The 18,569-nt window shown below is 66.3% G+C and carries 18 protein-coding genes and 2 tRNA genes; 6 read left to right on the forward strand and 14 right to left on the reverse strand.

What is annotated here, in order from left to right; genetic code table 11:
* Nucleotides 1-7: 7 nt before the first annotated feature.
* Entirely contained in the window at nucleotides 8-961 is a 954-nt protein-coding gene (gene trxB, locus NX068_RS03515; protein WP_263459911.1) for a thioredoxin-disulfide reductase, read from the reverse strand.
* A gap of 189 nt (nucleotides 962-1,150) precedes the next feature.
* Here trxB and NX068_RS03520 point away from each other — a divergent pair, with 189 nt between their 5' ends.
* From NX068_RS03520 to NX068_RS03535, 4 genes are all read left to right on the forward strand, one after another.
* Nucleotides 1,151-1,822, forward strand: coding sequence for a Crp/Fnr family transcriptional regulator (locus NX068_RS03520; RefSeq protein ID WP_068634778.1), 672 nt, complete (start codon nucleotides 1,151-1,153; stop codon nucleotides 1,820-1,822).
* Nucleotides 1,823-1,979: 157 nt separating this feature from the next.
* Nucleotides 1,980-4,268 (forward strand): DNA translocase FtsK, encoded by a 2,289-nt coding sequence (locus tag NX068_RS03525; RefSeq protein ID WP_263459912.1) that lies wholly within the window; start codon nucleotides 1,980-1,982, stop codon nucleotides 4,266-4,268.
* Nucleotides 4,268-4,984 (forward strand): outer membrane lipoprotein periplasmic chaperone LolA, encoded by a 717-nt coding sequence (gene lolA, locus NX068_RS03530; RefSeq protein WP_442806685.1) that lies wholly within the window; start codon nucleotides 4,268-4,270, stop codon nucleotides 4,982-4,984. The genes NX068_RS03525 and lolA overlap by 1 nt, the downstream gene beginning before the upstream one ends.
* A gap of 2 nt (nucleotides 4,985-4,986) precedes the next feature.
* Nucleotides 4,987-6,378 (forward strand): replication-associated recombination protein A, encoded by a 1,392-nt coding sequence (locus NX068_RS03535; RefSeq protein WP_327084798.1) that lies wholly within the window; start codon nucleotides 4,987-4,989, stop codon nucleotides 6,376-6,378.
* On the opposite strand, the gene NX068_RS03540 is transcribed toward NX068_RS03535, so the two are convergent.
* Entirely contained in the window at nucleotides 6,350-6,613 is a 264-nt protein-coding gene (locus NX068_RS03540) for a hypothetical protein (RefSeq protein WP_263459913.1), read from the reverse strand. The two genes, NX068_RS03535 and NX068_RS03540, sit on opposite strands and share 29 nt — an antisense overlap.
* Nucleotides 6,614-6,913: 300 nt before the next feature.
* Here NX068_RS03540 and serS point away from each other — a divergent pair, with 300 nt between their 5' ends.
* A complete protein-coding gene (gene serS, locus NX068_RS03545) occupies nucleotides 6,914-8,206 on the forward strand; it encodes a serine--tRNA ligase (RefSeq protein WP_263459914.1) in 1,293 nt (430 codons plus the stop codon).
* 8 nt (nucleotides 8,207-8,214) lie between these two features.
* Here serS and mltF read toward each other — a convergent pair whose 3' ends face one another.
* From mltF to NX068_RS03590, 9 genes are all read right to left on the reverse strand, one after another.
* Nucleotides 8,215-9,612, reverse strand: coding sequence for a membrane-bound lytic murein transglycosylase MltF (gene mltF, locus NX068_RS03550; RefSeq protein ID WP_263459915.1), 1,398 nt, complete (start codon nucleotides 9,610-9,612; stop codon nucleotides 8,215-8,217).
* Complete coding sequence (locus tag NX068_RS03555) at nucleotides 9,609-10,613, reverse strand: DnaJ C-terminal domain-containing protein (protein ID WP_263459916.1); 1,005 nt, start codon at nucleotides 10,611-10,613, stop codon at nucleotides 9,609-9,611. The genes mltF and NX068_RS03555 overlap by 4 nt, the downstream gene beginning before the upstream one ends.
* A gap of 88 nt (nucleotides 10,614-10,701) precedes the next feature.
* Nucleotides 10,702-10,778, reverse strand: a tRNA-Arg gene (locus NX068_RS03560).
* Between the two features lie 62 nt (nucleotides 10,779-10,840).
* Nucleotides 10,841-10,930: transfer RNA gene (locus NX068_RS03565), tRNA-Ser, on the reverse strand.
* Between the two features lie 59 nt (nucleotides 10,931-10,989).
* Entirely contained in the window at nucleotides 10,990-11,346 is a 357-nt protein-coding gene (locus NX068_RS03570; RefSeq protein WP_263459917.1) for a carboxymuconolactone decarboxylase family protein, read from the reverse strand.
* A gap of 138 nt (nucleotides 11,347-11,484) precedes the next feature.
* Nucleotides 11,485-12,291 carry a GTP cyclohydrolase FolE2 gene (folE2, locus tag NX068_RS03575; protein ID WP_263459918.1) on the reverse strand — a complete coding sequence of 269 codons (807 nt, stop codon included), beginning with the start codon at nucleotides 12,289-12,291 and terminating at the stop codon, nucleotides 11,485-11,487.
* A 100-nt stretch (nucleotides 12,292-12,391) separates the two neighbouring features.
* Nucleotides 12,392-14,251 carry a 1-deoxy-D-xylulose-5-phosphate synthase gene (dxs, locus tag NX068_RS03580; RefSeq protein ID WP_263459919.1) on the reverse strand — a complete coding sequence of 620 codons (1,860 nt, stop codon included), beginning with the start codon at nucleotides 14,249-14,251 and terminating at the stop codon, nucleotides 12,392-12,394.
* A gap of 60 nt (nucleotides 14,252-14,311) precedes the next feature.
* Nucleotides 14,312-15,211, reverse strand: coding sequence for a polyprenyl synthetase family protein (locus NX068_RS03585; protein WP_263459920.1), 900 nt, complete (start codon nucleotides 15,209-15,211; stop codon nucleotides 14,312-14,314).
* On the reverse strand, nucleotides 15,208-15,444 hold the full coding sequence (locus NX068_RS03590) for an exodeoxyribonuclease VII small subunit (RefSeq protein ID WP_263459921.1): 237 nt from the start codon (nucleotides 15,442-15,444) through the stop codon (nucleotides 15,208-15,210). Before NX068_RS03590 ends, NX068_RS03585 begins: the two co-directional genes overlap by 4 nt.
* A gap of 126 nt (nucleotides 15,445-15,570) precedes the next feature.
* Here NX068_RS03590 and NX068_RS03595 point away from each other — a divergent pair, with 126 nt between their 5' ends.
* Nucleotides 15,571-16,671 (forward strand): aromatic ring-hydroxylating oxygenase subunit alpha, encoded by a 1,101-nt coding sequence (locus NX068_RS03595; protein WP_263459922.1) that lies wholly within the window; start codon nucleotides 15,571-15,573, stop codon nucleotides 16,669-16,671.
* Nucleotides 16,672-16,698: 27 nt separating this feature from the next.
* Here NX068_RS03595 and NX068_RS03600 read toward each other — a convergent pair whose 3' ends face one another.
* The 3 genes from NX068_RS03600 to NX068_RS03610 all read right to left on the reverse strand — a co-directional run bounded on the left by NX068_RS03600 (nucleotide 16,699) and on the right by NX068_RS03610 (nucleotide 18,409).
* On the reverse strand, nucleotides 16,699-17,124 hold the full coding sequence (locus NX068_RS03600; RefSeq protein ID WP_263459923.1) for a type II toxin-antitoxin system death-on-curing family toxin: 426 nt from the start codon (nucleotides 17,122-17,124) through the stop codon (nucleotides 16,699-16,701).
* Between the two features lie 13 nt (nucleotides 17,125-17,137).
* Nucleotides 17,138-17,359 carry an AbrB/MazE/SpoVT family DNA-binding domain-containing protein gene (locus tag NX068_RS03605; RefSeq protein WP_263459924.1) on the reverse strand — a complete coding sequence of 74 codons (222 nt, stop codon included), beginning with the start codon at nucleotides 17,357-17,359 and terminating at the stop codon, nucleotides 17,138-17,140.
* 162 nt (nucleotides 17,360-17,521) lie between these two features.
* Nucleotides 17,522-18,409 (reverse strand): pirin family protein, encoded by an 888-nt coding sequence (locus tag NX068_RS03610; protein ID WP_263459925.1) that lies wholly within the window; start codon nucleotides 18,407-18,409, stop codon nucleotides 17,522-17,524.
* Nucleotides 18,410-18,569: the final 160 nt, after the last annotated feature.

Below are 18,569 nucleotides of genomic sequence, written 5' to 3' on the forward strand. Positions count from 1 at the left end.
GGTTCGCTCAGCTACCGAGGCCGTCGAGGTAGCGCTCGGCGTCGAGCGCGGCCATGCAGCCGGTGCCGGCCGAGGTCACGGCCTGGCGGTACACGTGGTCCTGGACGTCGCCCGCGGCAAACACGCCGGCAACGCTGGTCTGCGTGGCATTGCCGTTGCGCCCGCCCTGGGTGACGAGGTAGCCGTCTTCCATCTCCAACTGGCCTTCGAAGAGATCGGTGTTCGGTTTGTGGCCGATAGCGATGAACACGCCCTGCAGGTCGACGTCGCGGGTCGCGCCGGTGTTCACGTCCTTGATGCGCATGCCGGTGACGCCGCTGTTGTCGCCGAGCACTTCGCCGAGCGTGCTGTTGAGCGCCAGTTCGATCTTGCCCGCGGCGACCTTGTCCATCAGCTTGTCGACCATGATCTTTTCGGCGCGGAACTTCTCGCGGCGATGGACCAGGGTGACTTTCCTGGCGATGTTGGCGAGATACAGCGCCTCTTCGACCGCGGTATTGCCGCCGCCGACCACGGCGACGTCCTGGTTGCGGTAGAAGAAGCCGTCGCAGGTGGCGCAGGCCGACACGCCGCGGCCGGCGAACTTCTCTTCCGAGGGCAGGCCGAGATACTTGGCGGTCGCGCCGGTGGCGATGATCAGCGCGTCGCAGCTGTACTCGCCCGAGTCGCCGACAAGGCGGAAGGGCTTTTCGGCCAGCTTCACGGTATGGATGTGGTCGAAGATCATCTCGGTGTTGAAGCGTTCGGCATGCTTCTGGAAGCGTGCCATCAGGTCCGGGCCCAGCACGCCGTCGGCGTCCGCCGGCCAGTTGTCGACGTCGGTCGTGGTCATCAACTGGCCGCCCTGGGCGAGACCAGTGATGAGAACGGGGGCGAGATTCGCGCGTGCGGCATACACCGCGGCGGTGTAGCCTGCCGGGCCGGAGCCGAGGATGAGCAGGCGGGCGTGTTTCGTGGTCATCGGGAGCGTTCCTGCGGTGAAACCGCAAATTATAGCCGAGCCCGTCGGGCCTGCTGCGGCGGCGGACCGCAGTGAACGAAAGGGCAACGGCGACCAGATGCCATTGCAATCGCCCGGGCAATATTCGTTTACACTTGTGACATATCGACCAGACAAGCCTGCCCTTGCAGGTTCTTCCGTGGAGTCAGCATGTCGAAAACCGCTGCAGTGTCCATCATCGCCCTGAAGACTTTCCCGCTCTTTCACGGGCTGTCAGACGATGTGCTCGCCAACGTGGCTCGCGTCTCCATGATGCGGCGGATTCCGCGCGGCCAGCCGGTCGTCAATGCGGGAGATCGCTCCGATTTCGTCTATTTCGTCCTGACCGGCAGCCTGAAGGTCATCGTCAGCGACGAGGACGGGCGGGAAGTGATCCTGTCCATCCTCGGCCAGGGCGAGCTGTTCGGCGAGATGGGCATGTTCGACGAGCAGCCGCGTTCGGCGTCGGTGGTGGCGGTGGTGCCGGCCGACCTGGTGCTGATCGCCAAGCAGGATTTCCGCGTGATCATGCGCGACAACTTCGACATCGCCTGGCGGATCATGTGCAACCTGGCCAGCCGCCTGCGCAATGCCGACCGCAAGATCGAGAGCCTGGCGCTGATGGACGTGTACGGCCGCGTCGCCCGCCTGCTGATCGAGATGGCCGAGGACGTGGGCGGTGAAACGGTCGTGGTGCGCAAGATATCCAAGCAGGACATCGCCAAGATGATCGGCGCCTCGCGCGAGATGGTGAGCCGGGTGATGAAGGATCTGGGGCAGCAGGGCCTGATCGAGGAGCGTCCGCAGGGAATCGTGCTGCGCGAACGCCTCAGCGAGGTCTGATTCCGGGGTTCGGCCCGGCCGGGTGCGCGTTTCGCCGGAGTCTGCATGCCGCTCCGGCCTGAGGCTTTGTGAGGATGCGCAACGCGGCGCGGGAGCGCTGGGGCGTATCGCTTATAATCGACGCTGTTGTTTCATTCAGGTTTCGCGCCGTCGCCTCATGCAGTCTCGCTCGTCCCGCCCCCAGCCCCTGCCCGAAAAGATCTCGCTGCTGCTGCAGGAGGCTCGCTGGCTGATCCTGGGCGTCATGTCCCTTTACGTCGGCCTGATCCTGCTCGGCTACAGCAAGGCCGATCCCGGCTGGTCCCATGCCTCGGACGTCGCCAGCGTGATCAACCCCGGCGGGCGCTTCGGCGCCTGGCTGGCCGACCTGCTGCTCTACCTGTTCGGGCTTTCCTCGTGGTGGTGGGTGATCTTCCTCGGCTACAGCCTGCTGTGGGGCTTCCGGCGGCTGAAGAACCGGCTGACGCTGGACCATCGCTCCTTCATCTTCGTCATGGCCGGCTTCCTCGTCGTGCTGCTGACCAGCAGCGCGCTCGAGTTCCTGCGCTTCCACGGCCACGGCGCCCAGGTGCCGCTCGCGCCGGGCGGCTTGCTGGGGATGGAGATCGGCGAGCTCACCCAGCGCTATTTCGGCTTCACCGGCGGCACCCTGCTGCTGCTCGCGCTGATGGCTTCGGGGCTGTCGCTGTTCACCGGCGTGTCCTGGCTGGCCGTGGTCGAGCGCGTGGGGCTGCTGCTGGAGCAGGCCGTGCTGTCCGTGCAGCAGGGCTGGCAACGCTGGCAGGATCGCCGCGTCGGCCGCGAAGTGGCGCAGAAGCGTGAAGCGGTGGTCGAGACCCGGCGCCGCAAGACCGAGAAGGTGGCGCCTGCGCCGCTGCGCATCGAGCCGCCGCTGATCGCGGTGCAGAAGTCCGAGCGTGTCGACAAGGAGCGCCAGCAGACCCTGTTCGCCGATGCGGGCGCAGGCGCGATGCCGCCGCTGGCGCTGCTCGACCCGGCTTCCGGGGATGTCGAGCCGCCGTCGGCCGAAACACTGGAATTCACCTCGCGCCTGATCGAGACCAAGCTCGGCGACTTCGGCGTCGAGGTCAAGGTGCTGGCTGCCTATCCGGGCCCGGTCATCACGCGCTACGAAATCGAGCCGGCGACCGGCGTCAAGGGCAGCCAGGTGGTCAATCTGGCCAAGGATCTGGCGCGTGCGCTGTCGCTGGTGTCGGTGCGGGTGGTCGAGACGGTGCCGGGCAAGTCCTGCATGGCGCTGGAACTGCCCAATCCCAAGCGGCAGACGGTGCGCCTGTCCGAGATCGTCGGTTCCAAGGTCTATCACGACATGGGTTCGCCGCTCACCGTGGTGCTCGGCAAGGACATCGGCGGCCAGCCGGTGGTCGCCGACCTGGCCAAGATGCCGCACCTGCTGGTGGCTGGCACCACCGGTTCAGGCAAGTCGGTCGGCATCAACGCGATGATCCTGTCGCTGCTGTACAAGAGCGAACCGGACCGCGTGCGGCTGATCATGGTCGACCCGAAGATGCTCGAACTGTCGATCTACGAAGGCATCCCGCATCTGCTGGCGCCGGTCGTCACCGACATGAAGCACGCGGCGAATGCGCTGAACTGGTGCGTCGCCGAAATGGACAAGCGCTACAAGCTGATGGCGGCGGTCGGCGTGCGCAACCTGTCCGGCTACAACAAGGCCGTGCTGGAGGCGCGCAAGGCCGAGACGCCGCTGACCAACCCCTTCTCGATCACGCCCGAGAATCCCGAGCCGCTCGACACGCTGCCCTACATCGTCGTCATTGTGGACGAACTGGCCGACATGATGATGGTGGTCGGCAAGAAGGTGGAAGAGCTGATCGCACGCCTCGCGCAGAAGGCGCGCGCGGCGGGCATCCACCTGATCCTCGCCACGCAGCGGCCGTCGGTGGACGTCATCACCGGCCTGATCAAGGCCAACGTGCCGACCCGTATCGCCTTCCAGGTGTCCAGCAAGATCGACTCGCGCACCATCCTCGACCAGATGGGCGCGGAGAACCTGCTCGGCATGGGCGACATGCTCTACCTTGCGCCGGGCACCGGCCTGCCGGTACGGGTGCATGGTGCTTTCGTCGCCGACGAAGAGGTGCACAAGGTGGTGGATCACCTCAAGCGCGTCGGCCCGCCGGACTACATCGAAGGCATCCTGTCGCAGCCCGAGGACGATCTCGATGCCGCGCTCGGCGGCGGAGGCGATGGCGGCGATGGCGAGGCCGACCCGCTGTACGACCAGGCGGTCGAAGTCGTGATCAAGACCCGCCGGCCGTCGATCTCGCTGGTGCAGCGCCACCTGCGCATCGGCTACAACCGCGCGGCGCGCCTGATCGAGCAGATGGAGCGCGCCGGCTTGGTGTCGGCGATGGGCAGCAACGGCAACCGCGAAGTGATCGTGCCGGCCAAGGAGGGCGAATGATGGGAATGCATTTCGGTGCAGAGGCGGTGGTTCGCCGGCTTGCGGCCCGTGCCCCGGTGATCGCGCGTGTCTCGCTGGCCCTTGCACTGGCTTGTGCCGGCGGTGCCGCGCTGGCGGCGGACGGCATCGCCCAGTTGCGCCAGTTCGTGTCGGAGACGCGCAGCGCCGAAGGCGATTTCGAACAGATCGTCCTTGCCCGCTCCGGCCGCAAGCCCCAGCAGGCGTCGGGCAGCTTCGCCTATGCGCGGCCCGGGCGCTTCCATTGGGAATACGAGCGTCCCTACCGCCAAGTACTGGTCGGCGACGGCAGCACGCTGTGGACCTGGGACCCGGACCTGAACCAGGTCACGGTGCGCGCGATCGGCGATGCCCTGGGGGCGACGCCGGCGGCGATCCTGTTCGGCAGCGGCGACATCGAAGAGGGCTTCGTTCTTGCCGACGGCGGCAGCGACGGCGAACTGGACTGGGTCGAAGCACGCCCGAAGCAGACCGACAGCGGCTTCGAGTCCCTGCGCATCGGCCTGAAGGATGGCCGTCTGCACAGCATGGAGATGCGCGACAACTTCGGCCAGACCACGCTGATCCACTTCACCCGGCTGCAGCCGAACCCCGACCTGGCATCCGACCGCTTCCGTTTCGAGCCGCCGGCAGGTGCCGACGTGATCGGCGAACTGCCGGGCGCGGCGGGCAGCAGCGGCGCCGCGCCGACGCGTTGACCGTGGCCGACCTGTTCGAATCCATCGCACCGCAGCAGGTGCCGCTGGCCGAGCGCATGCGGCCGCAGTCGCTCGACGAGGTCGCAGGCCAGGCCCATCTGCTGGGCGAAGGCAAGCCCCTGCGGCTGGCCTTCGCCTCGCGCAAGCCGCATTCGATGATCCTGTGGGGACCGCCCGGCGTCGGCAAGACCACGCTCGCGCGCCTGATGGCGCAGGGCTTCGACGCCGACTTCGTCGCGCTGTCGGCGGTGTTTTCCGGGGTCAAGGAGATCCGCGAGGCGATCCAGCAGGCCCAGGCGGCGAAGGCGCGGGGGCGGCACACCATCCTGTTCGTGGATGAAGTGCATCGCTTCAACAAGTCGCAGCAGGATGCCTTCCTGCCTTATGTCGAGCAGGGCCTGGTGACCTTCATCGGCGCCACCACCGAGAACCCGTCCTTCGAAGTCAATTCGGCGCTGCTGTCGCGCGCGGCGGTCTACGTCCTCGAACCGATCGATGCCGAGGCGATGAGTGCGCTGTTCGAGCGGGCGCGCCTGGCGGCATGTCCGGATCTGCCCTTCGACGACGATGCCCGCGAGCGCATGATCGGTTTTGCCGACGGCGACGCGCGGCGGCTGATGAACCTGATCGAACAGGTGCAGGTGGCGGCCGAGACCGCGGGCATGGCAAGGGTCGATGCGGCCTTCGTCGATGCGGCGCTGTCGCAGAACCTGCGCCGTTTCGACAAGGGCGGGGAGGCCTTCTACGACCAGATATCGGCGCTGCACAAGTCGGTCCGGGGCTCGAACCCCGACGCCTCGCTCTACTGGCTGTGCCGGATGCTCGACGGCGGCGCGGACCCGCTCTATGTCGGCCGGCGCCTGATCCGCATGGCGGTGGAGGACATCGGCCTGGCCGACCCGCGGGCGCTGGAAATGACGCTGAACGCCTGCGCTACCTACGAGCGCCTCGGTTCTCCCGAAGGCGAACTGGCGCTGGCGCAGGCGACGATCTTCCTCGCCTGTGCGGCCAAATCGAATGCAGCCTACAAGGCCTACAATGCGGCGCGCGAATTCGTCAAACGCGACGGCTCACGCCCGGTGCCGCTGCACCTGCGCAATGCGCCGACGAAGCTGATGAAGAATCTGGGTTACGGCAAGGCTTACCGCTATGCCCATGACGAACCGGGGGGTTATGCCGCCGGCGAGAACTACCTGCCCGAAGGCATGGAACGTCCCGAGTGGTATCGGCCCACGCCGCGTGGCATGGAGGGCCGCATCGCGGAAAAGCTGGCCCAGTTGCGTGCGCTGGATGAAGCGGCAGAAAACCAGAACGCCCGGCCGTCCGGCAAGCAGGCGGGCGAGCGTTCGGCGTCGGATGGCTCAGCTAATGCGTCAGCGGATGATCGGCCATGAAGCGGGCGCAGACGGATTTAGCCTTGGCGGCTTTTTCCGGGTCGCCGCGTTCGTTGGCACGCTCGACGAGGTCGAGCATGAAGTTGGTCAGCAGCAGGACTCCTTCGGGTGTCTGGACCAACCCGCAAACCACTTGCGCAGCGGCGGCATCGGGGATTCCTTCATGTTCGGCAACCAGCGCGACTTCGTCGTCGGTGATGTCGCAGTAGTCCAGGCAGTCACGAATCGATAGCATATTCACTCCTCCATTGTTGCGCCGTCTGATGCGGCTTGTTGATTCTTTAAACTTATCCGACAAAGCGGAAATAGCAAGTTCAATTTACGTAGGGTGAACTTTGTAAGAGATTGATTTATTTAATCGATTATTGCAGTGCGTCATTCCGGGAAGTGTTCCTTGCCTGCTCATGACCGCTGCCGAACCCTCTGCGGCTGCCCGCACGATCGAGCCCGCGACCGCAGCTCGACTGCACGCCGCACGCCTCAACTCCAGGCTTGTTCCAGCCGATGACCCATCAACGATTTTCAGGACAACCCGATGCTCGATATCCAGCTTCTGCGTAATCAGATCGACCTGGTCGCCACCCGGCTGGCCGGCCGCGGCCTGCAACTGGACAGCGCCGCCTTCCTCGCGCTCGAGGAGGAGCGCAAGCAGCTTCAGACCCGGACCCAGGAACTGCAGGCGCGCCGCAACGCGCTGTCGAAACAGATCGGCATGCTCAAGGGCAAGGGCGAGGACGCCGGCCCGGTCATGGCCGAAGTGGCCCAGCTCGGCGATGAGCTGAAAGCCTGCGAGCAGGCCTTGCCGGGGCTGCTCGAACGCATCAACGATTTCGTCGCCCGCCTGCCCAACCTGCCGCACGAGAGCGTGCCGGTGGGCGAGGACGAGAGCGGCAACGTCGAAGTCCGCCGCTGGGGCACGCCGGCCAGCTTCGATTTCGAAGTGCGCGACCACGTCGATCTCGGCGCGCCGCTGGGACTGGATTTCGAGACCGGCGCCAAGCTGTCGGGTTCGCGCTTCGCCTTCCTGCGCGGGCCGGTGGCGCGCCTGCACCGTGCGCTGGCGCAGTTCATGCTCGACACCCATACCCGCGAGCACGGCTATACCGAGTGCTACACGCCCTACATCGTCAACCGCGACGCGCTGTTCGGTACCGGCCAACTGCCCAAGTTCAAGGAAGACCTGTTCTGGGTGCTGCGCGGTGGCGACGAGGAGGGCCTGGAGCAATACCTGATCCCGACCGCGGAGATCACGCTGACCAACAGCGTGCGCGAGGAAGTGCTGGCGCTCGATGCGCTGCCGATCCGGATGACGGCGCACAGCCCCTGCTTCCGCTCGGAAGCGGGCAGCGGCGGTCGCGACGTGCGCGGCATGATCCGCCAGCACCAGTTCGACAAGGTGGAGATGGTGCAGGTGGTCGAACCCTCGGCCAGCTACGAGGCGCTCGAGCAGATGGTCGGCCACGCCGAAGCCATCCTGCAGAAGCTGGAGCTGCCGTACCGCGTGATCACGCTATGCACCGGCGACATGGGCTTTTCGGCAAGCAAGACCTACGACCTGGAAGTCTGGCTGCCGGCGCAGAACACCTATCGCGAGATTTCGAGCTGCTCGAACTGCGAGGCCTTCCAGGCTCGCCGCATGCAGGCGCGCTTCAAGAACGCGCAGGGCAAGAACGAACTGGTGCATACGCTCAACGGTTCCGGGCTGGCGGTCGGCCGCACGCTGGTCGCGGTGCTGGAAAACTACCAGCAGGCGGACGGCTCGATCGTGATCCCGAAAGCGCTGGTGCCCTACATGGGCGGCGTCGAGCGGCTCGAACCGGCGCTCTGAGCGCCTGCTCAGTCGGCCTTGCCCAGCCTCAGGCGGGGCAAGGCCAGCCCCGCTTCGTAGGGCGGCTCCAGGCGCGCCAGGATGTCGTGGTAGCTGCGTACGTTCTCGGTCATCACCACCGCTTCGCCGCCGCGCGCCGGGCCGGATTTGAGCCGCTGGGCGTATTCCGGCCGGGACAGCAGCGGCAGCACCGATTTCATCTCCCACCACGCCCGATCGTCCTTGCCCAGCCGGCGGGCGATCGCACGGGCGCCGTTCATGTGCCCCATGCCCAGGTTGTAGGCCGCCGTCGCCAGCCAGGTGCGATCCGGTTCGTCGATTTCGTCCGGCAGCAAGCCTTTCAGTATCGCCAGGTAGCGCGCGCCGCCGAGGATGCTCTGGCGGGGGTCGAGCCGGTCGTTCACGCCCAGCCGGTCGGCCGTGTCCGCCGTCAGCATCATCATGCCGCGCACGCCGGTGAAGGAAGTGGCCTGCGGGTCCCAGTGCGATTCCTGATAGGCCACCGCGGCGACGTAGCGCCAGTCGATGCCGGTCTGGGCCTCGGCCTCATGGAAGAAGGCGCGGTAGCGGGGCAGGCGTTCCTCGATGCGGGCCAGGAAAGTGGTGATGTCGGCATTGTTCAGACGGCGCACATAGTCGAAGTAGCGGTCGGCCAGGCGGGCGAGGCGGCCGTCGGCTGAGGCCCGGCCGATGAAGGCGTCGACCTCGGTCGTCAGCGTGTGCTGCCCGGCCGGCAGCGCCCAGGCGATGGCCGACGGCCCCGGCAGTTCGTAGACGATTTCCAGCGCGGGATGGAGGTGGACGGCAAGCGCGTAGTGCAGGCGGTCGGTGGCGACGAGGTCGAGCTTGCCTGCGGCGAGATCGGCGAGCAATTGCTCTTCGCCGGCCTTGACCGGGAAATGCACGTTGACGCCGGGGCGGCGCTTGCGGATGTCCATGATCTTCTCCGCCGCCAGCGAGCCGCGGCGGGCCGAGATCGTGCGCCCGGCGAGAGACTGCTCGTCGGCCGATGCTTCCGCCAGGCTGCCGCTGCGGCCGACGACGACGTATTCCACCTCGCGCAGCGGCTTCGACCATCGCAGCGGCAGGCGCCTGTTCATCCCCAGGCTGGCGGCGGCCATGTGTACCTGGCCCTTGATCACCGCATCCAGCGCGCGGGTGGTGTCGGGGAAGGGCACGAAAGTGACGTCGACGTCGAGCTCGTCGCCGAGCGCCAGCAGCAAGTCATGCTCGAAGCCGCTTGCCCGGCCGTCTTCGTCGAGCCGGTAGGAGATGGCGTCGTGGCGGGTGGCGATGCGCAGCTCACCCAGGCTGCGGTAGTCCGCGATGCGCGGCTTTTCGGCCGGCCCGCAGGCCGCCAGCAGCAGGCTGGCCAGGCCGATCAGCAGCAGGCCGCGGCGAATCATCGCGCTTCCTTCAGCCAGCGCGTCTCCCAGGCATCCAGTTCGGGCAGCGCGTCGGCCAGCCTGCGCTGCAGCGCCGCTTCCAGCGCTTCGAGCGGCGCGCGCAGTCCGGCGTCGGCACGCGAAATCATCATCGGCAGGAAGTCGATCACCAGGTCCCCGGCAGCCCGGCCGGCACGGGCGGGAAAGCCTTCGCCCGGCAGGCGAAGCTGGCGCGGTGTCGCGTCGCCGGCATCGAGCATCAGCCGGCGTGCGCCGGTGGGGTGGGGAACCCGGATTTCGCCGCCGAGCAGCAGCCTCAGCGCGCTGATCGGGCGCTGCAGCAGCAGGTCGCGCCCGCTGCGGGTGTAGATGGGGTGGGGGGCGAGCCGGATGCGAAGCTGCAGGTCGCCGGGTCGGCCCTCGGGGTCGGCACAGGCTTCTCCTTCGCCTGCCAGCCGCAGGCTGTCGCCGTCGACCAGGCCGGGCGGCAGATTGACGTCCAGCCAGCGGGCGTGTTGCTGCTGCCCATTGCCCTCGCAGGCGGCGCAGGGCTCGATGCTGCGGTAGCCGCGGCCGTCGCAGGCTGCGCAGCGCTGCAGGCCCTTGCCGTTGCGGATGCGTCCCGAGCCGCGGCATGGTTCGCACAGGCGCGTGAAGGCCAGCTTGACTTCTCCGCTGCCCGCGCAATCCGTACAGGCGGCCGAGCGGCTCAGGCAGATCTGCTTCGAGCCGCCGGCGAAAGCCTCCTCGAAGCTCAGCTCCAGCTCCATGGAGCAGTCCTCGCCGCGTGGTCCGGCTGCGTTCTCATCCTTGCCCGATGGCGCCTCGGCGCTTTCGTCCGTCGCCCTGAGGGCGGCAAGCAGGCGGTCGTGCGCCTGGCGCAGGGCCTTGAAGCGTTCGGCCGCGGCGGGTTCGGGATTGCGGTCGGGGTGCCACTGCATCGCCAGCCGGCGGAACGTGCGCTTGATGTCGACAGGGGAGGAGCCCGGTGCCAGGCCGAGCAGTTCGTAGGCGTCGCGCATGGTGGCCTCCGTCGCAGGATGTGGGCACATGAAACTGCGGCCCAGACGAAAAAGGCCCAGTCCGAAGACTGGGCCTTTTGCGCATATCTGGCGCGCCCGGAAGGATTCGAACCTCCTACCCCCTGGTTCGTAGCCAGGTACTCTATCCAGATGAGCTACGGGCGCTTTTTGCTGCACTGCGAAGGAGCGGAATTATAACTGCTATTTCCGCCTCTTCAACTGTTTTTTGGCGGAGAGGGTGGGATTCGAACCCACGGTAGGCTTGCACCTACGCCTGATTTCGAGTCAGGTACATTCGACCACTCTGCCACCTCTCCGCTCGAAGGTCGGCATTATAGGGCGTTTTCCGGGCAAGTAAACGCCATGGCCGAATTTTTTAGGCGGCCGCGGCCTTGGGGGACATCTCATCCCACGCGCGGACGGCTTCCGCAGCGTACATCAGGGCCGGCCCGCCGCCCATGTAGGTGCACACCGCCAGGGTTTCCATCATCTGTTCACGGCTGGCGCCGAGGCGGAGCAGCGCCTTGACGTGGAAGCCGACGCAGGCGTCGCAGCGCTGGGTGACGGCGATTGCGAGGGCGACGAGTTCCTTGTGCAGCTCGGTGAGGGCGCCATCCTGTAGCGCCCCCTTGGCCATTGCATTGAATCCCTGCATCGTTTCCGGGGTTTCCTTGCGCAAGCTGGCGAGCGCCTTGGACACGTCGGTAGTGATCTGAACGAAGGATTTGGACATCTCGCGGGCTCCGTTATTAAGAATTTAATCGAATTCTAATATTAACCTGAAACCGGCACGTCCAACCACCCATCGATGGTCGCAGCGGCCGCACTCGGGGTGCCGGCCGCCGCGGATGCGAACCGAAGGGGAAAAGGCTCAGTTGCGGCGCTTGTCGCGCTCGATCAGCGCGTAGGCCGAGTGGTTGTGGATCGACTCGAAATTCTCCGATTCGACCACGTAGGCGTCGACCCGGAGCTCGGCGTTGAGCAGGGCTGCCACATCGCGCACCAGGTCCTCGACGAACTTGGGGTTGTCGTAGGCACGCTCGGTGACCCACTTCTCGTCCGGGCGCTTGAGCAGGCCGAAGATCTCGCACGAGGCCTGGCTTTCGACCAGTTGCACCATGTCCTCGATCCACAGGTGGTCGTTGAGCACGGCGGTGACGGTGATGTGCGAGCGCTGGTTGTGTGCGCCGTAGTCGGAGATCTTCTTCGAGCAGGGGCACAGGCTGGTCACCGGCACCACGATCTTCATCGTGAACTCGTAGCGGCCGCCCTCACGGATCTCGCCGATGAAGCTGACCTCGTAGTCCAGCAGGCTGTTCACGCCCGACACCGGCGCGGCCTTGTTGATGAAGTAGGGGAAGCTCATCTCGACATGGCCGGTCTCCGCTTCGAGGCGCTCGACCATCATGCGCAGCATCGGCTCGAAGGATTCGACCGAGATGTCGCGCTCGTTGGTGTTCAGGATCTCGATGAAGCGCGACATGTGGGTGCCCTTGAAGTTGTGGGGCAGCCCGACGTACATGTTGAAGTTGGCGACGGTGTGCTGGACGCCGCCGGCCTTGTCGCTGACCTTGACGGGATGGCGGATCGACTTGATGCCGACCTTGTTGATCGCGATCTGCCGGGTGTCCGTGCTGCTCTGGACGTCCGGCATGACGGCGTCGATGGGGGTATTCATGGGCGACTCTCGGGAAAGGCTGTGGAACGGAGGTCGTTCACGTAAGAAATGCAAGCTTGTTGCAACAAGCTTGCAATCTTAGCTTTCCCGACAAAAATACTCAACTATCGGCCTGATTCACTCTGGCAATGCTGGCCAGGATGCCGGCCTCGTCGAGGCCGACCGAGGCCAGCAGCTTGGCCTGGTCGCCGTGGTCGATGAAGCGGTCGGGCAGCCCGAGGCGCAGCACGCGCGGGCGCGCCGCCAGGGTGTCGACGAAGCGCGAAACCTCGGCGCCGGCACCGCCGATGACGGCGTTCTCCTCGATCGTCACCAGCAGGTCGTGGCTGGCGGCGAGTTCGGCGACCAGGGCCTCGTCGAGCGGCTTGACGAAGCGCATATTGACCACGGTGGCGTCGAGCGTGCCGCCGACGCGTTCGGCGACATCCACCATGCTGCCCCAGGCGAGCAGGGCGACGTGCTTGCCCTGGCGGCGGACTTCGGCCTTGCCGATCGGCAGCGCGCTCATCTTCGCCTCGGGCGTCACGCCGCGGCCGCTGCCGCGCGGGTAGCGCACGGCGCTCGGCCCGGGGTGCTGGGTGGCGGTGTAGAGCATCTGGCGGCATTCGTTCTCGTCTGCCGGCGCCATCACCACCATGTTGGGGATGCAGGCGAGGTAGGACAGGTCGTAGGCGCCATGGTGGGTCGCGCCGTCGGCGCCGACCAGGCCGCCGCGGTCGATGGCGAACACCACCGGCAGGTTCTGCAGCGCGACGTCGTGGATGAGCTGGTCGTAGGCCCGCTGCAGGAAGGTGGAATAGATCGCCACCACCGGCACGAAGCCTTCACAGGCCATGCCGGCGGCGAAAGTCACCGCGTGCTGCTCGGCGATGCCGACGTCGAAATAGCGCTTCGGGTATTCCTGGGCGAAGCGCACCAGGCCGGAACCTTCGCGCATCGCGGGCGTGATGCCGACGATGCGCGGGTCGATCGCCGCGATGTCGCACAGCCAGTCGCCGAACACCTGGGTGTAGGTCGGCTTGCCGCTGCTCTTGCCGGTCTGGATGCCTGCGGTGTGGTCGAACTTGGAGACGCCGTGGTACAGGATGGGGTCGGCTTCGGCGAGCTTGTAGCCCTGGCCCTTCTTCGTCACCACATGCAGGAACTGCGGCCCTTTCAGCCGCTTCAGGTTCTGCAGCGTCGGGATCAGCGCGTCCAGGTCGTGGCCGTCGATCGGACCGTAGTAGTGGAAGCCGAACTCCTCGAACAGGGTGCCGGGGCTGATCATGCCCTTGGCGTACTCCTCGACCTTGCGCGCCAGCTCGGCGACCGGCGGCGCCATGCCCAGCACCTTCTCGCCGACGCGGCGGGCGGTGTTGTAGGTCGAGCCCGACAGCATGCGGGCGAGGATCCTGGTCAGCGCGCCGACCGGCGGCGAGATCGACATCTCGTTGTCGTTGAGGATCACCAGCAGGTCGATGTCCTCGATGTCGCCGGCGTTGTTCAGCGCCTCGAACGCCATGCCGGCCGACATCGCGCCGTCGCCGATCACGGCGATGGCGTGGCGGTCTTCCTTCTTGCTGCGGGCGGCCACCGCCATGCCCAGCGCGGCCGAGATCGAAGTCGACGAATGCGCGGTGCCGAAGGTGTCGTACTCGCTCTCGCAGCGCCGCGGAAAGCCCGAGATGCCGCCCCAGTGGCGCAGGCCGGCCATCGCCTCGCGGCGGCCGGTGAGCACCTTGTGGCCGTAGGTCTGGTGGCCGACGTCCCACACGATGCGGTCGTACGGCGTGTTGAAGACACAGTGCAGCGCGATCGAGAGTTCGACGGTACCCAGGTTGGACGACAGGTGGCCGCCGGTTTTGGAGACGGATTCGATCAGGAAGGCGCGCAGTTCATCGGCAACGGTGCCGAGTTCGCGGCGGTCGAGGGCGCGAAGGTCGGCGGGGGTGCTGATGCGTTCCAGGGTGGGGTAGGCCATGTGCTGTCCGATGCAGAATCGTTGTTGTCGTGGGCGGCGGGCGTCGTCGAGCCTTGCGCCTCAGAAGGCGCGATGCACGATGTAGTCGGCCAGCGACTCGAGGCGCCCGGCGGCATCGCCGAAAGGCTGCAGCGTCGCCCGCGCGTCGGCCAGCATGTCCTCGGCGAGGCGCCTGGCGTCGCTCAGCCCCAGCAGGCTGACATAGGTCGGCTTGTCGTTGTCGGCATCCTTGCCGGCGGTCTTGCCCAGCGTGGCGGTATCGGCTTCGGCGTCGAGGATGTCATCCACCACCTGGAACAGCAACCCGACCACCTTGGCGTAATGATCCAGGCGCTGCGTGTCGGCCTCGTCCAGCGTACGCCCGGCGTGCGCGCCCAGCAGCACCGAGGCGCGGATCAGCGCACCGGTCTTGTGGATGTGCATGAACTCCAGCTCTTCGCGGCTCAGTTGCAGGCCGACCGAAGCCAGGTCGATGGCCTGGCCGCCCGCCATGCCGCGCGAGCCCGATGCGGTGGCGAGCATGCCGAGCATCTTCAACTGGATCGCGGCATCGTCGGCCACCGGCGCATCGGCCAACGCCTGGAAGGCGAGAGTCTGCAGCGCATCGCCGACCAGCAGCGCGGTGGCCTCGTCGTATTCGACGTGCACCGTCGGCTTGCCGCGGCGCAGCACGTCGTTGTCCATGCACGGCATGTCGTCATGGACCAGCGAATAGGCGTGGATCAGCTCGACGGCGCAGGACACGCGATCCAGCCGCTCCGCCGGGGCGCCGGCCAGTTCGCCCGCAGCCTGTACCAGCAGCGGGCGCACCCGCTTGCCGCCGCCCAGCACCGCGTAGCGCATCGCCTGGTGCAGGCGCCGGGGGGCGAGGTCGGCACCGGGCAGCAGCGCCTCGAGCGCCTGTTCGGTGCGCTGCTGGATGAGTCCCATCCAGTCCTGGAACGAGGGGCTGCCGTTCATTGCGTGCTGTCTCCGCCGGCAAAGTCGGCAAGCGTCTCGCCTTCGAGGACTTTCACGCGCTGCTCGGCGTCGGCCAGGGTTTCCTGGCAGTAGCGCAGCAGGCCGACACCGCGCTGGTAGCGCGCGAGCGCGTCTTCGAGCGGCAGCTTGCCGGATTCCATTTCCTGCACGATGGCTTCCAGCTCGGAAACCGCGGCTTCGAAGGATTTGGGAGAGGTCGCCGACTTTGGCATGGATGAATAATCTGGCGCGGCAAAAGCGGGAAAATAACCGATCGCAGGTCTGGCGGTCAAACAGGGGCTGGCTTACACTAACCCGTTTATTTTTCCGGATTTCTTGTCCGCAAGGGAGGTTCGGGGATGTCCGACATCGCTTCCAAAGCTCAACTGGCCCAGGCCGCTTCCCAGCTGCCTGTCTCATGGTACTTCGACCAGAAGGTCTTCGAACTGGAGAAAAAGCTCCTCTTCGATGCCGGGCCGGGGTACGTCGGCCACGAGCTGATGGTGCCTGAAGTCGGCAACTACCGCTCGCTCGAATGGCTCGACCATTCCAAGCTGCTGTTCCGCACCGAGGCCGGCATCCACCAGATGTCCAACGTCTGCCGCCACCGCCAGGCCATCATGCTGCAGGGCAGCGGCAGCACCGAGCACGTCGTCTGTCCGGTGCACCGCTGGACCTACAACCAGCAGGGCGAACTGATCGGCGCGCCGCACTTCGCCGAAAAGCCCTGCCTCGGCCTCAAGCGCGACGCGCTCGAAAACTGGCGCGGCCTGCTGTTCAAGGGTCCGCGCTCGGCCAATGCCGACCTCGCCGGCATGACGGTGGCGCCGGCGCTGGACTTCTCCGGCTACAAGCTCGACCACGTCGAAATCCACCAGTGCAACTACAACTGGAAGACCTTCATCGAGGTCTATCTGGAGGACTACCACGTCGTGCCCTTCCACCCCGGGCTGGGCAACTTCGTCACCTGTGACGACCTGAGCTGGCAGTTCGGCGACTGGTATTCGGTGCAGCAGGTCGGCATCACCTCGCTGGCCAAGCCGGGTTCGGCGACCTACGCCAAGTGGCACCAGGCGGTGCTCGACTACTACGGCGAGAAAAAACCCGAGCATGGCGCGATCTGGCTCACCTACTACCCCAACGTCATGGTGGAGTGGTATCCGCACGTACTGGTCGTCAGCACCCTGATCCCGACCGACGTCGATCGCACCACCAACGTCGTCGAGTTCTACTACCCGGAAGACATCGTCGAGTTCGAGCGCGAGTTCGTCGAAGCCGAGCAGGCCGCCTACATGGAAACCGCCATCGAGGACGACGACATCGCCGAGCGCATGGACCGCGGCCGCCTGGCGCTGATGAAGGAAGGGCGCAATGAAGTCGGCCCCTACCAGTCGCCCTACGAGGACGGCATGCAGCACTTCCACGAGTTCTACCGGCGGATCGTGGAGCCTCATCTCTGAGGCGACGGGGCCGGCCGGTGGCTGTTTTCAGCGGTAAGCCGCCGCCGGCTCCTGCACGCCGCTGCCTGCCTGGGTGACGACGCGAGCGCGCAGCCAGCGGGCGAATTCGGCTTCGTCGATGGTGCCGTCGGCCAGGCCGATCATGGCGACGTATTTTTCCTCGTCGCGGGCGACCAGGTCGCAATTGTTGAGCTTGAGAAAGACGCGATAACACACATGCGCGGTCCGTTTGTTGCCATCGACGAACGGATGGTTGCGGGCCAGACCGAAGGCGAGGCTCGCCGCCAGATCGATCAGATCGGGCGGTGGCTCCCCATAGGCATGAAGTTGCTGCGGACGAGCGAGTGCGGACTCGAGCAACGCTTCGTCGCGCACGCCGTTCGCACCGCCATGCACCGCGAGCTGACGGTCATGAATGGCCAGTGCAAGCGCTCTGCTGATCCAGACGATCATCGTTCCACCCCACTCATTTCGCCAGCAGGTGCAGAACCTGGCGGTCCTCGCGCATGATCTGTTCCGCCACCGCCATCTGCTCGGCCAGGGTCGGATCGTAGGCAACCAGCTTGATCCCGTCGGGCGTTTCCAGCGCGTACAGCTCGTCACCCTTCTCGAGGCGCAGGTGGGCCAGCAGCTCCTTGGGCAGGATGACGCCGGCGGAGTTGCCGATGCTGGTGATCTTGAGCTTCATGGCGGGCCTCGCACTGGATGATGTTATAACTGATGTTATCACGTCGTTTCCAGGCCCGGTGAATCTCGGCAATCGGCAGCGTAGGCGCACTGTTGGCACAGACGTCAGCGCAGTGCTTTGCAACACGGCGCGCTGACTGCAGCCCGAGCCGCCTGCCGGGCGTCAGCCGGCGGACGAAGCCCAAGGCAGCGCAGGCGCCACCAGCCGCTTGCCGCCATCCCCCGGGACGCGGCCGAAGCGTGCCGCGCCCGATTCCCAGTCGGCCTGGGCCTGGGCGACGTAATCGCGGTCGTGGCCGACGAAGTTCCACCACATCGTGACGTCGCGCCCGAACGGAGCGCCGCCGACCAGCAGCGCGCGACTGTCGGCGGCGAAGCCGAGGTCGAGGCGGTCTTGCCCCGGACCGAGATAGGCGAATTCATCCTCGGCCAGGTGCTCGCCGGCTACCGATACCCCGCCTTCCAGCGGCAGCACGCCGTATTCGAAGCCGGGCTCCAGCGCCACCGTGGTCGTGCCACCCTCGGCGGATGCGAGGTCCATTCCCAACAGCGGCGTGAAGACCCGCGTGGGCGCCTGGTGTTCCGCGTAGCGGCCCGCCAGTAACGTACAGGCCACGCCGTCCTGCAACCAGTTCGGCAGCACAGGGTAATGCTCGAATGCGGCAGCGGTATCCGCATGCTCCGGCGGCAGCGCGATCCATAGCTGGGCCGCGTGCAGCCTTTCTTCCCCCGGCAGCGAGTCTTCGGTATGCACGATGCCCGTGCCGGCGGTCATCAGGTTGACCTGGCCGGGCTGGATCACCTGCTCGCTGCCGAGGCTGTCGCGGTGCAGGATGCGGCCCTCGATCATCCACGTGAAAGTCTGCAGACAGGTGTGTGGATGGGCGCCCACGTGCATGCCCTGGCCGGCGCCGAAACTCACCGGGCCGAGGTGGTCGAGAAAACACCACGCACCCACCATCCGGCGCTGGCGCGTGGGCAGGGCGCGGAAGATGGCCAGGCCTTCTCCGATTTCGGCTTTCCGCAGTGAAATGCGTTCAATCGTGCTCATGGGTGACAGTCAGGCCGTGTAGTGGGGGATGCCTGTACTGTAGTGCTGGGGGTGGGAAAGGCCAAGCTTCAGCTTTTTGCACCGTTCATGGTGCACAGCAAGCTCTGCTGGTGCTGGTACTTTCCCAGGTTTGCTGACGCGACGTGGTGTGGATAGTTCG

Source organism: Thauera carbonicopians (genome assembly GCF_025699485.1).
GTDB lineage: Bacteria > Pseudomonadota > Gammaproteobacteria > Burkholderiales > Rhodocyclaceae > Thauera.